This is a genomic window from Rhodoferax sp. BAB1 (genome assembly GCF_013334205.1).
Lineage (GTDB): Bacteria > Pseudomonadota > Gammaproteobacteria > Burkholderiales > Burkholderiaceae_C > Hylemonella.
The window spans coordinates 1,645,741-1,665,481 of record NZ_CP054424.1; the positions used below are offsets into that span (position 1 = coordinate 1,645,741).

10 protein-coding genes are annotated in these 19,741 nt (G+C 63.4%); all 10 read right to left on the bottom strand.

Translation table 11 applies throughout. The annotated features are described in order from the left end of the window. Positions 1-111: 111 nt before the first annotated feature. Complete coding sequence (locus HTY51_RS07905; protein WP_217448254.1) at positions 112-3,117, bottom strand: DUF4157 domain-containing protein; 3,006 nt, start codon at positions 3,115-3,117, stop codon at positions 112-114. A 391-nt stretch (positions 3,118-3,508) separates the two neighbouring features. Further along, positions 3,509-4,405 carry a hypothetical protein gene (locus tag HTY51_RS07910; protein WP_174252232.1) on the bottom strand — a complete coding sequence of 299 codons (897 nt, stop codon included), beginning with the start codon at positions 4,403-4,405 and terminating at the stop codon, positions 3,509-3,511. Between the two features lie 96 nt (positions 4,406-4,501). Then, a complete protein-coding gene (locus tag HTY51_RS07915; RefSeq protein WP_174252233.1) occupies positions 4,502-7,834 on the bottom strand; it encodes a DUF6519 domain-containing protein in 3,333 nt (1,110 codons plus the stop codon). A gap of 12 nt (positions 7,835-7,846) precedes the next feature. Continuing rightward, a complete protein-coding gene (locus tag HTY51_RS07920) occupies positions 7,847-10,483 on the bottom strand; it encodes a hypothetical protein (RefSeq protein WP_174252234.1) in 2,637 nt (878 codons plus the stop codon). 1 nt (position 10,484) lies between these two features. Then, the gene (locus HTY51_RS07925; protein WP_174252235.1) at positions 10,485-14,486 is read right to left on the bottom strand and encodes a hypothetical protein; all 4,002 of its coding nucleotides are present in this window, start codon (positions 14,484-14,486) and stop codon (positions 10,485-10,487) included. Further along, positions 14,483-17,191: a baseplate J/gp47 family protein gene (locus HTY51_RS07930; protein ID WP_217448255.1), complete on the bottom strand. Its 2,709-nt coding sequence runs from the start codon at positions 17,189-17,191 to the stop codon at positions 14,483-14,485. The genes HTY51_RS07925 and HTY51_RS07930 overlap by 4 nt, the downstream gene beginning before the upstream one ends. 14 nt (positions 17,192-17,205) lie before the next feature. Next, on the bottom strand, positions 17,206-17,586 hold the full coding sequence (locus HTY51_RS07935; protein WP_174252236.1) for a GPW/gp25 family protein: 381 nt from the start codon (positions 17,584-17,586) through the stop codon (positions 17,206-17,208). A 4-nt stretch (positions 17,587-17,590) separates the two neighbouring features. Next, on the bottom strand, positions 17,591-17,854 hold the full coding sequence (locus HTY51_RS07940) for a hypothetical protein (protein ID WP_217448256.1): 264 nt from the start codon (positions 17,852-17,854) through the stop codon (positions 17,591-17,593). A gap of 76 nt (positions 17,855-17,930) precedes the next feature. Next, complete coding sequence (locus HTY51_RS07945) at positions 17,931-18,575, bottom strand: phage baseplate assembly protein V (RefSeq protein ID WP_174252238.1); 645 nt, start codon at positions 18,573-18,575, stop codon at positions 17,931-17,933. Continuing rightward, positions 18,575-19,738: a hypothetical protein gene (locus tag HTY51_RS07950; RefSeq protein ID WP_174252239.1), complete on the bottom strand. Its 1,164-nt coding sequence runs from the start codon at positions 19,736-19,738 to the stop codon at positions 18,575-18,577. Before HTY51_RS07950 ends, HTY51_RS07945 begins: the two co-directional genes overlap by 1 nt. Positions 19,739-19,741: the final 3 nt, after the last annotated feature.

Sequence of the window (19,741 nt, forward strand, 5' to 3'; positions counted from 1 at the left end):
CAAGCCGCTGGCGTGACCCGACAGATGCTTCTTACTGTCGTCGGTCACCTTTGTCGACACAATAGCTTTCATTAGTTGAATGCCATCAGATACCCGTCGTTGAACCGAGAGCTACTGAAATGGATCATTGCGCCGTATCCATTCGAGCATCACCGAATTCTCATCGCCCAGAACGGTTTGCAGATTGTTTGCATCGAGCGCAAGAGTTGGATCATCCGTCAAACGCGTGTTATGTTCCAGTGACATGAAATCGATCTCGTCGCCGGTGACGGGATCAACATAGACTGGTGGTCGATTGCCCCCCGTCGGGAAGGTCATTCCAGCATCTGTAAATATCGACCGCAGCGTCGGGTCCGCGCGCACTGCACGCCAGAATCTTCCGCGGTGCCGATCATAGGTGGCGCGCGCCAAAGTCCGGGCCTCGTCTCGTCTTCCTGCATTCCAGTGATTGGCGATGGTCTGCAGATCGGCAACTTCACGGGCATTGCGGGTCTGCAACCACGCCTGCCGCAGGGCAGCGCCGAACCGTTGGCCGTGCAAACGGATTGCCGCTAGCCTCTGCGCGGGATTCAAGGCGGCTCGCGTCAACGATGTGAAGTTTCTACTGCGGCCTGACGCCACCGTTCGCCCGCTCATACCCATTTCGCCCCGGTCCATCGGAGCCCCCGGCGACAGCGCCGCGTCGACATTCAGGTCGTCGACAGGGCTCGCCGGGGTTGTCGTGCTGGCTGCCGGAGAAGTTGCGTCTGATTCGGTATGTGGCACCGAGGCGGCTGGAGTCTCGGCATCGACATGCGGAGCGACCGTGGTGGACGGGCGCGTTTCTGTGGTGGTGTCGACAGGTGCAACGGATCCGCTGGATGAACCCATACGCGGTACTGCGTCGGCGTCGACCACTACCGACGCGCCGCCGTAGCCCGAACGCAAGGGAGGCATGGCGTCCGACATGGCGATCATGGGAGCCGCCAGATATGGGGCGACGCGGCGCCCGGCGGAAGTAACCGTCGTCCGCATGTCAGCACCGATGGAGCGCCCCCGCTCCACCAGGGCCGCATCCGCGCCAGGCGTGTGCACGGCCCGGGACATGGCCGCGTTGGTGGCCACGGCCGTGCCGGCCTGCGCCAGCGCCTCGGCGGGCGAAGCACCGTTGGCCCGCGCGGCGAGATAGGCACTGCCGCCGGCTGTGAACGGGGCGACCAGGTTGCGCACGACAGGATTGTTCGAGCCGCCCAGCAGGGCCCCGGGCACCGCCTGCGCGGCCGAGATGCCGGCGGCGCGCACCGCCTCTTCCAGGGAGCCTCCGCGCGCCAGCACGTCGACCATGGTGGTGGTGCCGTTGATGAGCATCTCGGCGCCCACCCGCGTGGCCACCTGGCTGGCGAGCGAACCTCCCGCGGCGTTGATCGCCAGGCCGACCGAACGCGCCGCCGCCCCGCCCGCGCCGCTGAGGAAACCCTCGCGAAAACCACGCCATGCCTCGGCCGTGAAGGCGGAGCCTGCTTCGCTCAGCGATCCCCCGGCCAGCAGGACACCGCCCGCGGCCGAAGTGCCGCGCACCCCGGCCACGCCGGTTCCGACCACCACGCCCGTGCCGCCTATCGTGGCCACCGTGGCGCTGGCACCCGTCAGGCCCAGGCCGCCGACACCGACAGCACCGGCCACCACGGGCGCGGCCACTACCGCCGCAATGCTACCGGCAATGGCAAACGACGCGTCGCGGGTGAACTCCAGGCCGGTGACGGCTCTCCCGGCGCCTTCGATATAACCCTCGTAGTACCGGGCGGACATCTCCGATACTTCCGCGGCGATGCGCTCGGCACGAGGTATCAGCCGCACCGCGTCGATGAGGGACTCTTCGTAGATCAGGCGCCGCATCCTGTGCACCCTTGTCATGCACGTCCGGTAGCTGATGTAGAGATCATCCCCCGGGTCGTCCACATCGCCCAGAAAACCTGCGATGGTGGAGATGACGGGATGATCGTCGTTGATGGCCACTTGTGTCGTGTAGCGGCCCCAGGCGTACTCGAGCCGCGACTCGATCCGCCGCGATGTGCTGAGCAACTGGTCGTGCAGGGTGTCCCGCAAGGTCTGCGCCTGCGCGGCCGATATCGCCACCCGTTCGCCCTGGTGGTAGATGTACGCGACGTCGGGACTGCCTGGATCGGCTGCGATGCCAAGAATCGTCCGGGTGAGCTCCTCCAGTTCGGATGCGCTTCCCGTTTCACCTGGCGTCAGCGCGATCCGGACTCGTTCGGCGTGCCGTTCGGCGGCCACACGATGTCGATCGCCGGTCAGCTGCGGCGCGAGGTTGTCGCGCTCGGCCGTCATGATGCGGCGCTCGTTCTCGGAGATCTCGGGACGGGCGAGCCACTCCATGATCAGGTCGTACTCGGCGCGCATCTCGGCCGGATCGGCATACGCGACACTGGTCATTTCCGTCAGGATGCGCGGGTATCTTGCCGGCAGGGGTTCGGTACCGGGGGCCGGCGCACCGGCCGGCCGGCTGCGGGCACGGCCGCGTGAGCGCGTGCGGGTCCGCGGCCCGGCGGCTGCGGATTCACGGCGGGTCACCTCAGCCCGCAACTGGGTGACGGCTTCTTCGATCCGGGCCGTCTCGTCCGATGATGTGGTCTGCCGGTCCAGATACTGCACCAGCTCATCCAGTTCGGACACCAGCTGGGTATAGGTCCATGCCCGGATGTCGACTGACCCGATCAGCCAGTCATCGACCGAGCGGTCCAGACGCGGCCCGTGCGACCTGGCCGTCACCAGTGAACTGGCGCCGGCGGAGGTCTGCTGGACAACGTGCGTGAGCTCATGGGCGAGCAGCTGTTTTCCCGGCGTCGTATGGGGCTCGTATTGCCCGGCACCAAACACGATGTTCGGTCCTGCGGTGTAGGCCTTGGCGTGGACGGCCCGGGCGGATGCGGCAGCCTGGGAGTCCGTATGGATCCGAACGGCACCGAATTCGTTGCCGAACCGCGATTCAAAAAAGCCCCGCGTTTGCGCATCGAGCGGACTCCCCGCCCCCAGGCCGCCCGGCAAGGCGTTGGGCGCGGTCCCGCCCTCCCCCGAGGTTGTGGCCTGACGCTGGACACCCGGCATCTCGCCAGCCATCGGTCCGTCGCTCCCCCGCGCTGCAGATAGCGGCCTGGCCCGCGGTGTGATATCCGACATCGTGGCGGCGTCCCCTTGCCGTCGCGGCTCGGGCATCTGCATCACGAGGCTTGCGACACGGTCAGCCTCTTGTTCGTAGATATCCCCTGGTTCGCTGATGGCCGCTTTTTTCTGTATGGGCCAGCCACCCCGGCAGGCAGGGCAGCCGCCACCACAGACGCAAGCTGTGCGCGGCAAGAGGGGAACTGTCGAGGCGGCATGGCCGGGGGATTGCCCCATGTCGTCTGGAGCCCTTCGGCGGGCCGTCAGATGCGAGGCATCCTCTGCCGCACGGGTTGAAGCAACAGCTCGCATCTGTCTTTCACCTCAAAGCCGCAGGCGACATGCCCGCTCACCGCTTCGGCTTGGATTTGGCCTTGCCGAAGCAATGGGCGCAAAGGTCGTAACCGGCTTTTTGCGCACCGGCCGTGGTGTCGAAATGGACCAGCGTATCGGGGTTGATGGTGCTGAAATTGCAACGCTTGGTCAGTTTCTGCGTATCGTGCAGTTCTCTCGTTTCCGGATTGCCGGCATAACGCTGGCTGCTACTGCCGGCAGCATCCCCGTTGACGACATACTCGCGGTACACGCTGCCGCCCTCAAGATCGATCGGAACCGGATCCTGGTGGAAACGCTGTCCCGAGGGGTCGAAGAGCTCCGCATAGACCTCCCTGGACTTCCTGTCTGAAGAAGAAGGTTGCGCCGCGGCCGCCGCCCCGCTGATGCCAAAAAGCTCCGACAGGCCGGCTCCCAGAACGGCACTGGCATCTTCCCTGGAGGGAAAGCCACCGGCCTTCTTTTCCGTTTTCACCTTCAGCGTAATGCTGAAGTATCCATCCGCCTCTGTCGTTGCGGACAGTTCAGATTTCCCGTCCGCGTCGCCGTCGTCGACCAGTCGCACGGTATAGCCCTTCTGAAATCGCAGATCGGCGTCGGAGATGAAGCCGTGAAAGACGGCGTCTTCCTCCGTCAATGCCGCCACCGCGCGCTCGAAGCGCGCCTGTCCCCAGCGCGCGGTGGAGCGCAGTCTTTCGGCTTCCTCGACCGATACCTTCAAGGCTTCGAGTCTTGGATCCTTGTCGCGCCCCAGTTTCTGCAGGCGCTTGGCCTCCCGCTGCTGCGAAGCGACGAATGCATCCGGCAATTTGCCAAGGAAGGAGAAAAGTTCGAGTGCCTCACCCATGGCGGGTTGGCTGGCTGCATCAAAATGCGCCTTCAGCATCTGCTCGTCGAGCATATCGGCATCCATGCCCTCGACGAGGGATGAAAGCACTCCTGTGTTTCGGGATCCGCTAGGCATGTTGGAACTCCAGCTTGTTGGCCGTCAGGCAGAACGACAAAATAATCACCCTTGTTTGCACTGCCCGGGGCAGAACGCTTCCACCATGGCCAGGTTGTCCTTGAAGATCAACATGCCCGGCAACAACGCCTTGGCCTTGATGCAGTGTGTGGACTGGTTGTCCGTGGTGGTGTTCATACCCGCAACCGTGACCGCGGACCGGAAGGCCCGCATCCAGGTCTCGGAGAACCGGTTGTCGACAACACGCACGCTGCCACCGCCGACGAAAGCATTGCTTGCGACAAAGAAATTGGTGGAGCTGACTTCGCACTGGTTGTCGACCATGCCGACATCGTCGAGCGACAGGGCCATCACGGAGCTCAAGGCAACCTTCGTGGGCTCGTCGATCACATCGAGCGTGACCTGGTTCTCGGTGAAAAGCAGCTTCCCTGTCGACCAGTTGCGAATCAGCGGGGGCCAGAGGGCCGGCGGCTTTTCGCTCTTGATCGTTCCGTACATCTTTGCCAAGGTGCAGTAGGTGGAACTGTCCACCGTGGTCAATTTGGGCTTGATCGACAGGACCAGCATCAGGAAAAGACCGAGCGTCCATTCGTTGCTGATGCCCAAATTGGCGACAAGAACAGTGGCCGCCAGCAGGTCGAGTCCTTTGCCCGTCGTTCCTTGCGTCACCAGGCGGTTGCGCGCGACAACCGACGGCCCCAGCGCGAAGAAGGTTACCGCGCGCCCCAGGGGGGCGACGATGAAATTGTCCCGCATGACGCAACTGCTCAGGCCGTTGCGGACAGACTTTCGATGGATGAACGAAGACTCGTATTTCCCGTGTGCCGACTTCTCGACCATCGGCAACACCATCCACACGTGCACGCCGCCTCGCACGCCGCCTGTCACCAGATCTCCGGGAACGTCGGATCCGTGCCCGTTGTCGAAGATGCGGTTGTCGTCGATCTGCAGTCCCTGCACGAACAAAGCGTAGACGCCGCAGATCGGAACGGGCTGGCTGTTGCCGTTGCCGAAGATCTCGTTGCGCAAGATGCGAAGGTCGCGGACTTTCGCCAATGAAATGCCGCCATAGCCCAGCAGTCGTTCCATGGCCTTGCCGATCTTCGCCGCTTCCAGCCGCATGCAGCGCGTGATGACGTTGTCGCAGATGTGCAGGCCATGCACCCCGATCATGTCGCCGTCCTTCATCAGGTCGAAGAAGCGCACGACGCCAATGCCGTTGATGCCCATGTCGGCAATGCGATTGCCGCTTATCTCGATGTCGTACAGGTCTCCCGCGGAGACGAAACGCGGCTTGCCGTCGGCGGACCGGGTGTCGCCCGTCAGGTCTGTCGGCTTGCACTTCTCGCAATGATCGCCGGTTTCGGGGATGTCCGGCGTATCTTCACGCTCCGGCTCCGCCTCCTCTTTCTCGAGGCTCCCCAGGGTGATGCCGTTCCATGTCCCGCCCTGGATCAGGTTGTTGAGGATGCGAACCCGATCAGAGCCACCGGCCAGCTGTATGCCGCCCCTGGCCGCCCCGGCAAGCACCACGGGGTGCGGTGGGGTGTTGACGCCGGCGGGCGCCAGGGCGTCGCCTGGCCTTGGCGGTACGGTCGCCTCGGGTGGTCGCCCGTCGGCGGGGAGGATTTCAATGGTGTTTTCCTCGAGCAGGATGTCGTCACCGCGGCTATAGACCGCCTGCCACAACGAGTAGACGTCGCGCATCTGAACCAGGCAACGCCGCACCGTCACGTGGCATGAATTTTCGATATGCATCGCGCTGCGCGGCCCCGCCTCGATGGCCATGTCCCGGATCTCGATGGCGGCGGAATGGGTCAGCAAAAACGCCGGCCGCGCCGCGCCGGCGTCGGCGGCAACGGCGCCCACCCGCGTATGCGTCCCGCAACCGTGGATGACGATGTTCGTCCGCTCATGGATGTGGACGTTCTCGCTGTAAGACCCCGGCAGCACGCAGATCTCTCCGCCCTCCCTGGGGAGCGCGTTGACGGCGTCCTGGATCTTGGTGAAATCACCATGGGAGTGGATGCCGTCGCCAACCCGGTAGGTGCAGCAGGTCTTGATTTTCGTCAGGGGCTGAAAGACCCGTCGGCAGTCTTCGATATCGCCGCCGCTGACGACAGTGCCCACCCAGGTGATCTCCGCCAGCGGAACACGGTGATAGAAGATGCCCTGCGGCGGCGCGCCGGCGGAGCTGGCCGGGTCGCCGACCAGCAACATCGGATTCCCGACTCCGCCGGCCCGGACCTCGAAGGTCCAGAAATCGGCAGGCGTGTACTTTTCCGCGGCTCCGGTGTCGAACTGCAGCTTGATGCCGACCAGATCGGGAAGATCCCTCTCGGCGGCCACGAAACTGCCGATCGGCTCGATGCCGTTCCATAGCCGGAAAAATCTCTTCCCGCTGACCGGCGCCGGCGGCAGCGCGCCCAGGAACTCCCCGGGATCGCCCGACGGAGGAAGCGAGAGGGTGTGGTCCGGCCCCAGCGTCGCCTTGGCGCCGTAGATGACGCGCCAGTACCCGAACTTCTCGTCCAGTTCCAGGGCCTCAAGATAGAACTCGCCAAGGCCCGAGTGGACGATGGCGTTCTTGTTGCCGTGCAGTGAAACCTTGCGGCTGACGGCGTCGAAATCACCGGTGCCCACCAGGCCGCCGTTGAACTGCGACCACTTGAACCAGCTCCCCGTCTTTGCCGTCTCGGCAATTTCAATGCGGTAGAGGCGGTGCTCAAAACCCGTATAACCGCCGCTTTCGACGACCGGGCAATCGCCATCACTCATGGCATTCGGGTTGAGCCTGACCCTGAGCTTGCCCTTGGCTGAAGAATCGTCCTTCAGCCCGGGAATGATCGAACCGCACGTCTCCCCCTCCCCCATGCGAAAGAGTCTGAAACGGTAGGCGGTCTGGACGCGCTCGGTCGTGTCGACGCCGCCCAGGGCGGGTTCGATCAGCAGGCCGGGATTCTGAAACGGGCTCAACTCCTCAAGCCACGTTTCCAGAATCACGGTATCGCGCGGCGTATCCGCGGGAACCGGCACAGTCCCCGAAGGGAGATTGAGATATGTGGCCACACGGTTGCTGATATCTCTTGCCGCTTCCACCAGCAGGCCGTCGGCCCATACGCGGCCCTTGCCGGCGGACAGCCTGACCGTGCCGGCATCGATTTTTGCCTCGACGATCCTGAAACTCTGCGGAACTTCCGCCGGGACCGCGGCAACGCCGGCGCCGAAGGCATCGCGCCCGGCGGTCTCCTGCCATTCATTGAGTATCTCGGTCTGCGCGTTCCAGTCGCGGTCGAGCAGGACCCTGCCCTGCTGGTGAAGAGTCCCCCTGAAGTTCCGGGCTCTGTCCTTGTTCCATGCGGAAAAATCGCCTCTCATAGCTGGCCTCTTCTAGGTTACGGGAATCAAAAGCGGCCTGATTCCGACAGGCATGAACTCACGAAATCTGATGCGCAGATTGCGCCACTTGTGGGCTTCCTTCAGGAAGTTGAAAGCCCCCATCTGATCGGCGCCGACGCCCTGCTCCAGGATGCGCGGATCGCATTCGAGCGAAAGCTGGCAGTAGGCCGCGTCGCCGAAGAACTCACTGGTGAAGATGAGCCGCGCATCCCCGCCGCTGACGCAGGCGAAGTTCTGTGGCAGGCGGTTCCTGAGCGGATCCGGCAGCGCGGCAGTCACCGAGTCGTCGGAGAAATAGCTGAATTTGAGGCAGCCCGACTGCTGATCGAACACCTCCAGCACACCACAGAAGATGACACCATTGCCGTCGATACTGGCTGCGCGAACCCTTCCCTTGAGGGTTGTATTCTTGATGACGGTTTGTCCGCCATATCCGTTCACGGGATCACTGGCGCCGGAGAGCGCGAGCGGGTCGATCCGTGTTCCGCCTTCGCCCAGAGGAATCGCGACGGGAATCGATTCGATGATCGAATCCGCGATGCAAAGGCGGTACCCTGCGTCGGTAAAGACCGCCCCGCAGATGGAGCGCTGGATGAGGATCTCCGGGGACTGCTTGAACTCGCGCTCCTCCGCCACGTCTGCGAAGCCGAAAGGCTCCTGGAGCCTGATGCCCGGCAGCAAGGGCGCGCGGGTCTGGTCGTAGCGACGGAAACCGCCCGGGTCCAGCGTGCAGTTGAGTATCTCCAGGCGGTTCAGCGCGGCGCGCGCAACCAGCGGCTGGCCGGCCGCGAAATCCAGACCCCGGGCAACATACAGTCCCTCCAGCCGCACGAACAGGGCGTCCGTGACGGCATCGAACTGCAGTTGCTGTGCCGGACTGGCACCGACGATCCTTGCCGGCCGGAACGCGAGCGGGCGAACCAGCTCGATGACGGGGCGCTCGCCGTCCGCCGCCCGGATGATGAGCGGTGCATGCAGCTTGATGCTTTGCCCGCCGCCTTCGGTCGTGCGGTCGGCCGCGGCAAGCGCGCCGATATCTAGGGTGTGCGTGCGGCTGTCGCCTATTTCAATGACGATCGGGACCTGCCCAAGCGCCGCCGGGTTGGCCAGAACCTTCTGCCGCGCGTCGGTCAGCGCGTCCTGCAGGGCCTGCTGCAGACCCGGCCCCTGGCGCAGATGGACGGCCTTGTGGATCACGGTAGGCGTCTCGTTGTGATCAAACTCTTTGGGCAGCGGCGGATAGGAAATGGGATGTGCGCCGACATCCCCGACCGATCCATAGGTCCATGTGAGCAGCAGATGGCTGAGCAGCGCATCCGCCCTGGCGTCGCTGGAGACGCCTATGCAGATGCGCCCCCGGATCGGATCAATGGCAATCTCGCGCTCTTTCAGTTCCGGCTGTAGGCCCTTTTCCCAGGCGCAGAGATTCTCTCCGCGGATGGTCCAGTTTCGCGGCAAGGCGGTATGGGGCCAGCCCTGGTCCGGAAACACGGAGTCGGGCAGGTGGAGCTGCAGCCCCACATCGGGAATCGCCAGCGTGCGCAGATCCGGCTGTGTCTCGTCATAGGTGCCCACGGACACATATTCCTGCGGCGCCGTGAACGAGGCCGCGGCGAAGGCCTCCAGCGGCTGCGGCGTAGGCGAGGCCAGCGAGGCATCGTACCGGGCGGCGATGTCGCTGTCGGACACGCGCTCCACGGGGATCGGTCCGGGGACTTGGTCCGCCGAAGAGATGCGGGGCGCCATGGTGGCCGGATTGAGCCTGTCTCGCATGGAGCGGCCCTGGTGGCTGAGGTCGAGCCGGTTCGTGTTGAACAGCGTGACCGGCTGCCCTGCGGGCAGGTTGGCAGGCCCGACGTAGGGTGCGGAGAGATTGTTGACCGGGATCGGACTGACGTTGACCCGGACGACGCGTGTAGCGCCGGCCGCAGGCGTCACCTTGTGCATCAGCGGCTTGGTCACCTTGAGACGATGATCTTTCAGCCGCCAGAAATAGATGGCCAGGTTGGGCAGGTTGAAACGCGGCTGGCCCGTCTCGTGCGGCTGGACATCGGCAAGGTGGGCAAAGGTATCGAAGGGCGTGTTCAACTGCGCCAGAACCGACGGATCGCGCAGCGTCATCGTGCCGCCGCGGATCGGAGCGCCACGGCCCACGCCGGGACGGCCGTAGGGGGGCATGCCTCCCGCGTCCGGCTGCTGATGGTTGAGGTTCTGGTTCCACACCATGTTTTCCATCAACTCGACGGAATGCGCCCCCCATTTCGTCAGGATATAGGCCAGCAGCTCGATCGCTCCCAGGGTGCCCTTGCGACGACGCAGCGCAATGGTGTCGGCAACATCGGCACGCAAGGTCCATGCGTCGCCGGAAATATGGCTGGTTCCCAGCAGATCCCCGATGTACGGGATCACCCAATCGTCACTGGTCTCAATGAAAAAATCGTGATACAGCGATTCGATGTTTTCGTGGATGGCGGAGAACATGTCCTCCACCGGTTCCAGATAGCTGCGCAGCTGATGGGCCTCGACACGCTCGCCCTCGTGCAGATATTTCTCCGGCAGGTCCTGGTCCTTGATCCTGTAGATCTCCGGAAGCCGGCGGTAGAGTTCGACGCGTTTGTTGTTCCGCATATCAGCTTCCCTGTGCCTTTATCGCCGTCAAGGACAGGTGCCTGTCGTAGAGGCATAGGATGTGCCCGGCGTCACACGAGACGATGGTGTCCAGGGGGCCGACCGAAGGCAGGGGGATGGACTCCGGCCGGTCGGCGTCAGCAAGTCTCATGAATGAAATCGTCCTGGCCCACAGCACGCCGTCGACGTTCTGGGCCACCCCTTCGATAGAGGACGAGTACTCCGGCCCGCCAAAACGCCTCTGCCTGAGGCTGAAGAGACCCGTCTGGTCTTCCTGACCCGCTGGCAAACCGGAACTGGCCCCCAGGGCGCGGCGGATTTCGGGCTCCACCAGGTCTGCCCGGAACCCCGGCTGGAGTGCGTAGTGGAGCGCCACGGCGACATACATGCGCCGGCCTTCGTCCACGACGATCGCCGTGCGCCCCGCCCCGCGCGCGGTGTTGTAGGAATTCAGCGTATCGCGGACCGCCTGGATTTCCGCGCGGCGACCGGTTTCCATCAGCACGCTGACGACAACTGCCGGGACATTTTCAACCAGTTGCCAGGCCGCCGCGCAGCGGGCCACCCCGGGAATGGCCGCCGCTTCAGCCTCGAAGTCCTTGAGGCTCACGATGCGCCCCAGGCTCTGCACCTTGCCCGGCGCGGCGTTGCGGGCATTCTCTCCGTCCTCGGGCGGCGCCCCACCGGTGGCGGCCATGGGCATCCGTATCTTGTCGAGGTTCTTGAGCGTTGCGGCGGCCTGGACCTTGGTATCGGCCAAAAGCGGGCCGTGCGCCTGTGCCCCGATGCGATAGACCGCCCTGACATTGCCGGTTCCGGTGCTGAGCTGCGCCCCTGCCTTGCCGTCGCCGAACTGCACCCAGCTGTTGCCGGCCGCATCTTCCCGAATGATGTAGATGCGCTCCTGGGGACCCCGGCCGAAAAAGCTGTCCACCTGCTTCCACAAGCGCCCGTCCACGTAGATCTCCGCCTCCGGCGTTTCGGCCGGAGTGTTCTCAGGAACGATGTGGTAGGTCAGCGGCGCCTTCGGTAGCTTGAAATTCTGGAAAACCTTGGAGGCATCGCCATTGCCCAGCGCCACCTCGGGCAGGGTCTTGCCCTGGTCCGCGTCGACCAGATTTCCGTAAGCGATGGTCACCGGCTTCTCATTGGGAAAATCAGCGTAATCGACCTCGGCGGACAAGGCGATGGTCCGCAGGATCGGAAAATCCGCGGTATCGAGGGGCAAGAATGCGGGCACCTGCTCGACCGTCAGGATCGCCGGCTCCGAATTCGCCTTGTCAAGCATGATCCGCCGGCCTTTGAGACTTCTCACCTGGTCGGCCGTGCCAAGGAAACTCAATGTGGTGCCGCCATGGGCAGTGGTTTCCTTTCGGGCGCTCCTGATGGTGAGCATGGGGCTGACGGCTTCATGGAGCATGAAATCACGGATATCGGCGATGCGGTACCGGACGCCCTCCGAAAAGGCGCCGAGCGGCTGCTCAAAAGTGACCATGCTCGCTGCACCCGTCATGAGCCCCCAGGTTTGCGTCAGCGGTCTTACCTGCGCAACCTTTCTGGTGAAAGCGAACTCCGAAGATCTCGCGGTATTGGGCGAACCGAACAAGGTGGCCTGCACGACAAATGTCATCCCGGCCGCGAGGTTGTCGGCCTCCAGTTCGAGCGGGAAATCCAGCGTCCCAAGCGGGGGCTCCGCGATACGGGTCGCCTGCGCATTCCCGGGGAGGTGGATGGCACGATCGACGCTTTCCGTCGTGCCCCCCAGCAACCTTGAGAACGCAATGTTTCTTTCCGGTATGGGGGGGCTGGTGACCGTCGTGGTGGTTCTTCCGGCCACGGTCTGGGTGGTCGATTTCGACACCATGGGTTCGACAACTTTCGTTGTCGTCGGCGGCCCGTTGTATCCGAAATGATGGAACGAGCGGCCGAGTTTGAAAGCGGAAAGATGCCCGACGGGACCCGTACGCTTGAGCCGCCCCTTGATCCTGAAGATCTTCCGACCATGCAACTCCCGCACCGAATCGACGATGACGATCTCGGCATTTTTTAGGCGCGCCGGATTACCATCGCCGTCAACGACCTCACGGGACTGGATCACGGATTCGCGCACGGTTTCGATATCCACCGTCCGTATCGACCGGATCAGTTTTTCGAGCTCGACGACACAGGCACGGGCGGCATCGTTGACGACGCCGGCTCGCCGGATGACGACGCCGATGGAATAGACCAGATTTGCGCGATCACGCGCCATGTTCGTGGCTGCGATCACCGCGTCATTTGCCAGCCTGCTGGCCTCCCCAAGGGCTGCGACGGCATTGGCGCGATCGGTGACGCTTTGAGCTGCGGCAGCAGTGGTGGAAGCAGAAAGCGCGTTAAATACTTCTCTTGTCTTGTTCTTGGCATCGGTCACTGCCGTTGCACTTTGGTTTGCTTCCGTCACTGCTGCCGCTACAGCCACCCCTGCAGCGACGGCCAAGCCATCTGAGATCGGATCAAACGGTATTGGAGATGCTGCTGCTGATGCAAATGCCGCACCGGCCGCAACGGTTGCCAGGTCAATGGCCGGCTTGACCTGCCCCGCCTCGGTCTCGGCAATCCCCCCCAGCCTGTCCGCCTCATTCGCGAGAGCGGTCGCCGCGACCCGGTCAGATGCACCTGCCGCAGCGCTCGATTGAGCGATCGCCGCCAGCCTGACGGCGTTCTCGGCCGCCTCCTTCGCGGCCTGGTCGGCCTGTTGACTGGCTAGGGCGCTTGCCGTGGCGTTTCTCGCATAGAGATCCATGCGGTCTTCCGAATACTTCAAACCGGGATCACTTGCCAAACGCCCTGCATTCGCCTGATCCAGCGCACGCTGAGCCTGCCGATCGACCTCTTCCGTTTCCGGCCGGACCATGGCGAGGATGGCCTGAAAATCAGCATCGGCTACCCCGGGCGCAAGGGCCCGGTCGCCGGCGATGCCGAGCACCAAGCTGGACATCCCCGTGGCCGAGGTATGGGCCTCGTAGGTGGCGTCCCGGCAATCACCGATATCCTCACGGGCCCGTTCCGCTTCGACAAGAATTCTACGGACAGCTTCATTGACCGCAGGCATCTCGGCATCACTGGCTGCAATCTCCGCGGCCTTGGTCGCCATCTCGATCAGGCTTGCATGGGCCGTATCGGCCGACTGGGCCGCGCCCAGCGCCGCCTGCGCATCGGCGAGCGCCTCTTGCGTGGCCAGAAGAATGCTTGTGCCTGCCGCTTGTCCGGCCTGAATCTGCGCGTCGGTTGGCTGTCCGGCGGCCGGGCCGGCCGCAAGGACCTGCTCCCCCATGAGGAGACGGTCGCCGACCTTGAGCTCGACAGGCGCCAGCAGCTGCTCGGGATAGGAGATGTGGAATTCCGTCGTGGAGGGCTCAATCTCATGTTGAATCAACGGCCTGTACAAATGGAACCGGCTGAGCCAGGGATATGCCGTGATCTCTTGCCTGGTTTCAAAATCGGCGGGCTTCCCGGTCTCTTCAAGCGTCGCCTTGAGCGGGAATCCGGCGGGGATGAGCACCGGTTCGTTCTTCTTGATCTCGAACGCGAAGACGGCCTTGCCACCGACCGCCGGCGACAGGCGGTAGCCGAGCAGACGGACCAGGTCGGAAATGCTGGAGCGCCATTTGGCTGTCCTCAAGAAGGCTTCGTTGGCGTAGGTCTCCTGGTAGAAGGTCAGGATGTCGCCGAGGATCGAGGCGCCCTCGAGCAAGGCGATGGCCGGGTCATCGGAAGTGCGATGCGTCCAGTTCCTGAGTGCCGGAGCCTGATTGACCCGATGGAACAGCCACTCACGCATCGTCCCGTAGGTGCCGATGCGGTAATTGAAATGCGACAGCGCCGGCCGGTTGTCGGAGCTGGTGCGGGCTTCGGGTTCGCAGCAGGGGCACCCCTCGCCGTGAACGGCGGGCGGATTTTCACCCGGTCTGCGCGGAAAGCGCAGAGGCTGGACGCAGCCGTTGTCGCATGTGTCGTCGCTCATCGCCGGCCACCCTTGATTTCAAATGTGATGAAGCCACGCTCCATATGATCGGGATCGTTCTGAACAGAAATGATTTCGTTGTATGCGATCTGGGTCAGCGATTCGACAGGCGCAAAAGGTGAATTCCAGCGCTTGATCGAGACGCTGGCGGGCGGCTCCGCGCTTCCCGGATGGGCTCTCTGGGCGACGGCATGCGCAACACCGCTCACCATGAACGCGCGACCGATGATCTGGCTCGCGTGGAGCGTCTGGCCGAAAGTCCAGAGGTCGGGATGGAAGAACCCCATGCGGCCATCTGGAGTCCAGCCGTCTGAAAATTCCTGCTCCAGCTCGAACCTGATGTCTTCAGCCCAGACATCGGGTTTGGCGCAGAGAACCACCTTGATTTCGAGCGGGACGAATACCGGCGAGCGCACCTCCAGATCCTCGCCGATCAGGCGCACGGCATTCAGATGGGCTTCGATCCTCGTGCGCAGAGCATCCGACAGCTCGTTGGTGCCGATTGGGTCGATGGCGACATGCACAGTGCGCCAACTGCCAGTCCAGGCATACCGGGCGGCGGCACGCGAAACACCGTCGATCTCCTCGGCGCGGGCTACGTAGTCGGTGATCGTCACGGCCCGAAGCTGCCGCTGCCGGTAGGCCTCCGGGACGCGTCGGATGATTTCGGCGACGGGCTCGCGGTCCCTGCCGTTGGTCACGTCAAAAGGATTCCAGCAGGAACGCAGCCTGAGCGCGGGAGCCGCCGGATCAACAAGCACGGTCGACACATCAAAATTGACAATCGTGTCCGCCCCGACATTCCCATCCAGCGGCTCCCCATACTGATAGGTGGCGGTGACGACAGCGCCATCCGGCAGCTCCATGCCGTTCCTCCCGTTGCCAAAGCGGATCAGGCTGCGCCTGTTTTCATCCGTTTCGACCATGAAATGGTCCCCGCCCTCCGATGTATCCGTGCTGTGGATGAGATTCGGGACTTCGTTCCAGGGGTCGGAGGCCGCACCGGCCGAAGCCTGGACGCTGATCTTCAGCGTGGAAAGGGGTGCCACCTCACCCCCCGGCTCGGTATTGCGATAGGCAAGAAAGGCGTCTGGCAGTCGGCAGATGGCGCCCCACCGGGTCCGTTCGTAATGGAACTCAAGCGCCAGCGCGGGATGGGTCCCCAGTGTTTCACCGCGCTCTTTGAAGATCGAGGTCTTCTCCCTGCCGTGGAACACCTGGACCAGGTTTCCGTGAAAGAGGGAAATGTTGTTGACGGCGCCCGTGGCCATGCCGGGCTGGCCGGCAGGACAGCTGACCCGGAAACAATAGTCACGGCGCAGTGCATCTTCCTTTTCCCAGCGGACCCGGACAAACCACTCGCCCGTCACCGGATCTTTGAGCGCGAGCGCGGCGGTTGCGGGATCGCTCCCGGCAAGCAGGCGCAGCAATTGCCGCTTCGATGGATCTCGCCCTGCGCTCAGGCCGGTCTCGGGGTTCAAATGCTCTTCGATCACCAGATACCTGGTTTTCCCGTTGCGGATCAGATCCTGGACTTCTTTCGCCGGCGCCTCCGTCGTCTCCGCGATGGGCGTCGCGGCATCGTCCAGGTAAAACTTCCGATAGAGCTTGAGATCGGCACGCACACTGCCGGCCTTCAACGTGGTGATGCTGTCGCTCCAGGTGTACAGGCCGATATTGTTCAGATACTGGTGCAGGGTCCGTGTGGAGGTCCCCGTGTCTTGCCCGGCCTCATCCCGGTGCCGCGACATGAAGACAATCGACTGGTCCGCCTCCTTTTTGGGCACATCGACCGTGCTCTCGCCCGCCCAGACCTTGAGTCCGTCCTTGAGCTGGAACACCTTGGGCGATCCGGCATCGTGCTCGATCTCGATCGCCAGCCATGACGACGCCTGATTGCCCTGATGGATGTGATAGTCCATCAGACGGGCGTGGCGGGCTATCGATACGCGCTTGCGGGCGGACGCGATGAAGGCCTCGTTCATGACCCGATCCTGATAATCGCTCAGCTCGTCCGCGGCGACGCTGAAGAGTTCGGCCAGAACCATATCGAGGTCGGCCTCGCTCGTCGGCTCCCATTCCGGAACGCGAGCCATCATGGCCGCGATCATCGTCTGGCGAAACGAGCCATAGTCCTTCGCGAGATAGTCGATGGCGGGCTCGGGCAACGGCGGCAGCGCTGTCTCCCATTCGGGGGCGCAATTCGTGTTGAAACAGCCGGGCCGGAATTTGAAACTGATCTCGGAGAACAAGGGATCGAAGACCCACCCGGAACCCGACACGGCACCCACCCCGAGGAGGTAGGTCGAGTAGTCGCCGATGGGTTTCACACGAAGAACCAGCACGGGTTTCCCCGGGATCGGCATCGTGATCGACGCCGGCGCCGGCAAGGGTGCGACATTCACCTGGACCTGCCCCAGCGCGCCTCCTGCGCGTATGCGCGACCCGCCCGATACCGTGAAAATCGATTTCGCCAGCGACCTCTCGGCCGTGTACCTGGCAACGATGTCCGCCAGGAAATTCAGATTGAAGAAATGGACCTCAAGACGCGCTTCGTCGCCAGGGTTGTCCACCGCGATGACGCGAACGAACTTGATGCCGTTGGGCGCGTTGGCCGCCGGCGCGTCCGTCATCAATCGCGCACGCTCCGCCAGGGGCTCACCCAGAGCGAGCTCTCGCAGGGGTTTTTCGAGGTCGTTGTACATATGCTGGACGAGTGTCAGGTGCCTTCCCGCTGGAAGCGCAGCAGGTGGGACTCTTCGGTGCCCGCCAGGCGATACCGGATATCGACCGTGATCGTCGCGTTCTCGATATCGACCTTGATGAAATCCAGCACCACTCGATGTCCCAGCCAGCGATTGATGGCCTGAGTGATCGTCGCTTTGGCGACGGCACCGGTTGCCTCGTCCGCCGCCTCGAAGACCAGCCGACGCACGCCTCCGCCAAAATCGACAAGGAACGGACGCTCCCCCTGATTGGTAAGGATCAGCTGGACGATCTCGTCTCGAATGTGCTCGTCGAGCGTTCGCACCGTCCGCATCCGACCGTCGTCGCCGACACGGAATGGGAACGCGAGATGTTTTCCGTTCTGGAGTTTCATATGTCTACGTCGCCTGCGCCCTGGTTTGCATCGGAGAGACGATGGCCATGCCCTGCGTCGAACCTTCTGCGCTGATGCATCTGCCCACGCTCGTCTGAACGAGTACGCTGATGTTGTCGACCTTGCACATGGTCGCGCCCGCCGTCCATTCGATTCGCACGCAGGGCGAGGGCTTCGGCCCTGGCAGCGTGAACGGGCAGCCCGCGACCACATGCACGTCGGACTCGAGCAGGGCGAGTGCGCTCTCGACCTTCACTTTCGCGTTCATGGTGGTCAACGTCGCCGTACCGCCATGAGTGCACCGGATCTGGCTTGCTGTTGTCAGCAGGTATCCAGGCATGACATCAGGCTCCTATCTTCATGGCGCCGCTCCCGATATCCACGCCGCCCGATGTCAGCTTGACGGACCCGACCGAACTCGTCTGGAGGGTGATCTGGCCGGCCTCGATCTTGATCTGCGGCTGGGGCGACACCGCGCCGGCCTGCAGGGTGATATCCGTCTTGGTCAGCTTGATGGTGGAATCACCGATCCTGATCGTGACATCGCTGTCGGTCATGGTGACTTCGGCTCCCGCGGCATGAAGCAGCTGGACATTGTCGGCATCGTCATTCAACAGGAGCTTGTGGCCCTTGGACGTGATGAAGCTGCGGACCAGGGGGCCCTTGGGTTCGGGCATCGCACCGTCCGCCCACCAGAAACCCGTCCAGATCGGAAGCGACGGGTTTCCGGCTTCGAATTCGATCCAGACACCGTCGCCGGATTCCGGGATGGCCACAAATCCATGCTTGCTCCCTGCAAAGGGGGAGCAGGGGCGGACTCTCTCCAGCACGAAATCGGGCCCGAAGACATCCGGCACCTTGACCGAGATGATTCCGAGTTCATCACCCGTTTCGACGGAATCGACCGTTCCCCGGTATTTCCCGAAACGCGAATGATTTCTCCACTCGGCGAGCTCGATCAGAAGAGACTCGTATTCAGAGTTGCTCATCAGAATATATCCATCTGGACGTTGAAAACAGCCGCCAACGAGGCCGCCGCCCGGGGCGCGGAGCTATCGGACGCGTCCGACGCGGAAACCACATTGCCAAGCATCGTGAAGCTTTGCGTGTACTCAGATACGCCCAGCGTATGCACGACCTTTTGAATCACGTAGTCCGTGCTGTATCGGCTGGCCGACACCCTGACAGAGACCATCCTGTAGGGGCTAAGGATCGCTTCGTAAAGCGCGGGGATGACGCTCCCCTCCGCCCTGAGCGTGAAGCCCGATTCCCCGGCCATGCCGAGGGCCGCTTCCGACAGATCGGTCAGGTCCCCCGTCCCGGGCGGAAGACGGCGCAGGCGCAGATCGGCGTCGTCGCCGGTCGTCGCACCGGTGCGTCCCGAGGTCAGGCTGTCGTCGGGGCCGGCACTCGCCGTCGTGACGCTCAAATCGCTCATGCTGAGATGCGCGCCTTCGACTCTGGACGCACGGTCCGAATTGCGCTGGATGCGGAAGCTGGAGATATTGCGCCTCGGCCCCCCCAGGAACATCGCCGGCAAGCCGTCATCCGGCTCGTCGGGGAGACACTTGAAGCAGCCCTTGCTGGTGCCTACGGAGCCGCCGGGCAGCACGTAGGCGTGGAAGTTCGTGTACCTGGCCGCGATGGAACGCAGCATCTGCATCATCGTGCCGTGCTGGTTGGGGACAACCGACGCATCGGGGCGATCGGGAAGCGTATCGATATCAGGCTCCTCCCCGAGCGCCGCCCGATCGAATATCGCACTCACGATTTCACCATCGCTCTGTCCGGCATAGGAAACGGACTCGGCGTGACGATGCAGCCTGATCGTATCGTCGTGAACGACAAGCGTGACGGTGCTGAGCCCCGGTGAGGCGTTGTAGTCAGGCTCCTGGGATTGGATGCTGCCGTCGATCAGGGGAACAAAATCTCCCTCGCCTATGCGCGCTTCGATGCGGACGCGGGCAAACTCCGCATGGTTCGGGTCGTTTTCCCCGTCCCAGGAGCCATCCTCGGCGATGCAGACGGGAATCTTGATCCTCGCCTCCCAGGCACGGCCGATCTCCTGCTCGACGACGATCTCCTCGATCGCATCCAGCTGCTCCCGCGACGCCAGGACGCCCCCGAAATAGACCCTGAATTCCTTGTTCATGGA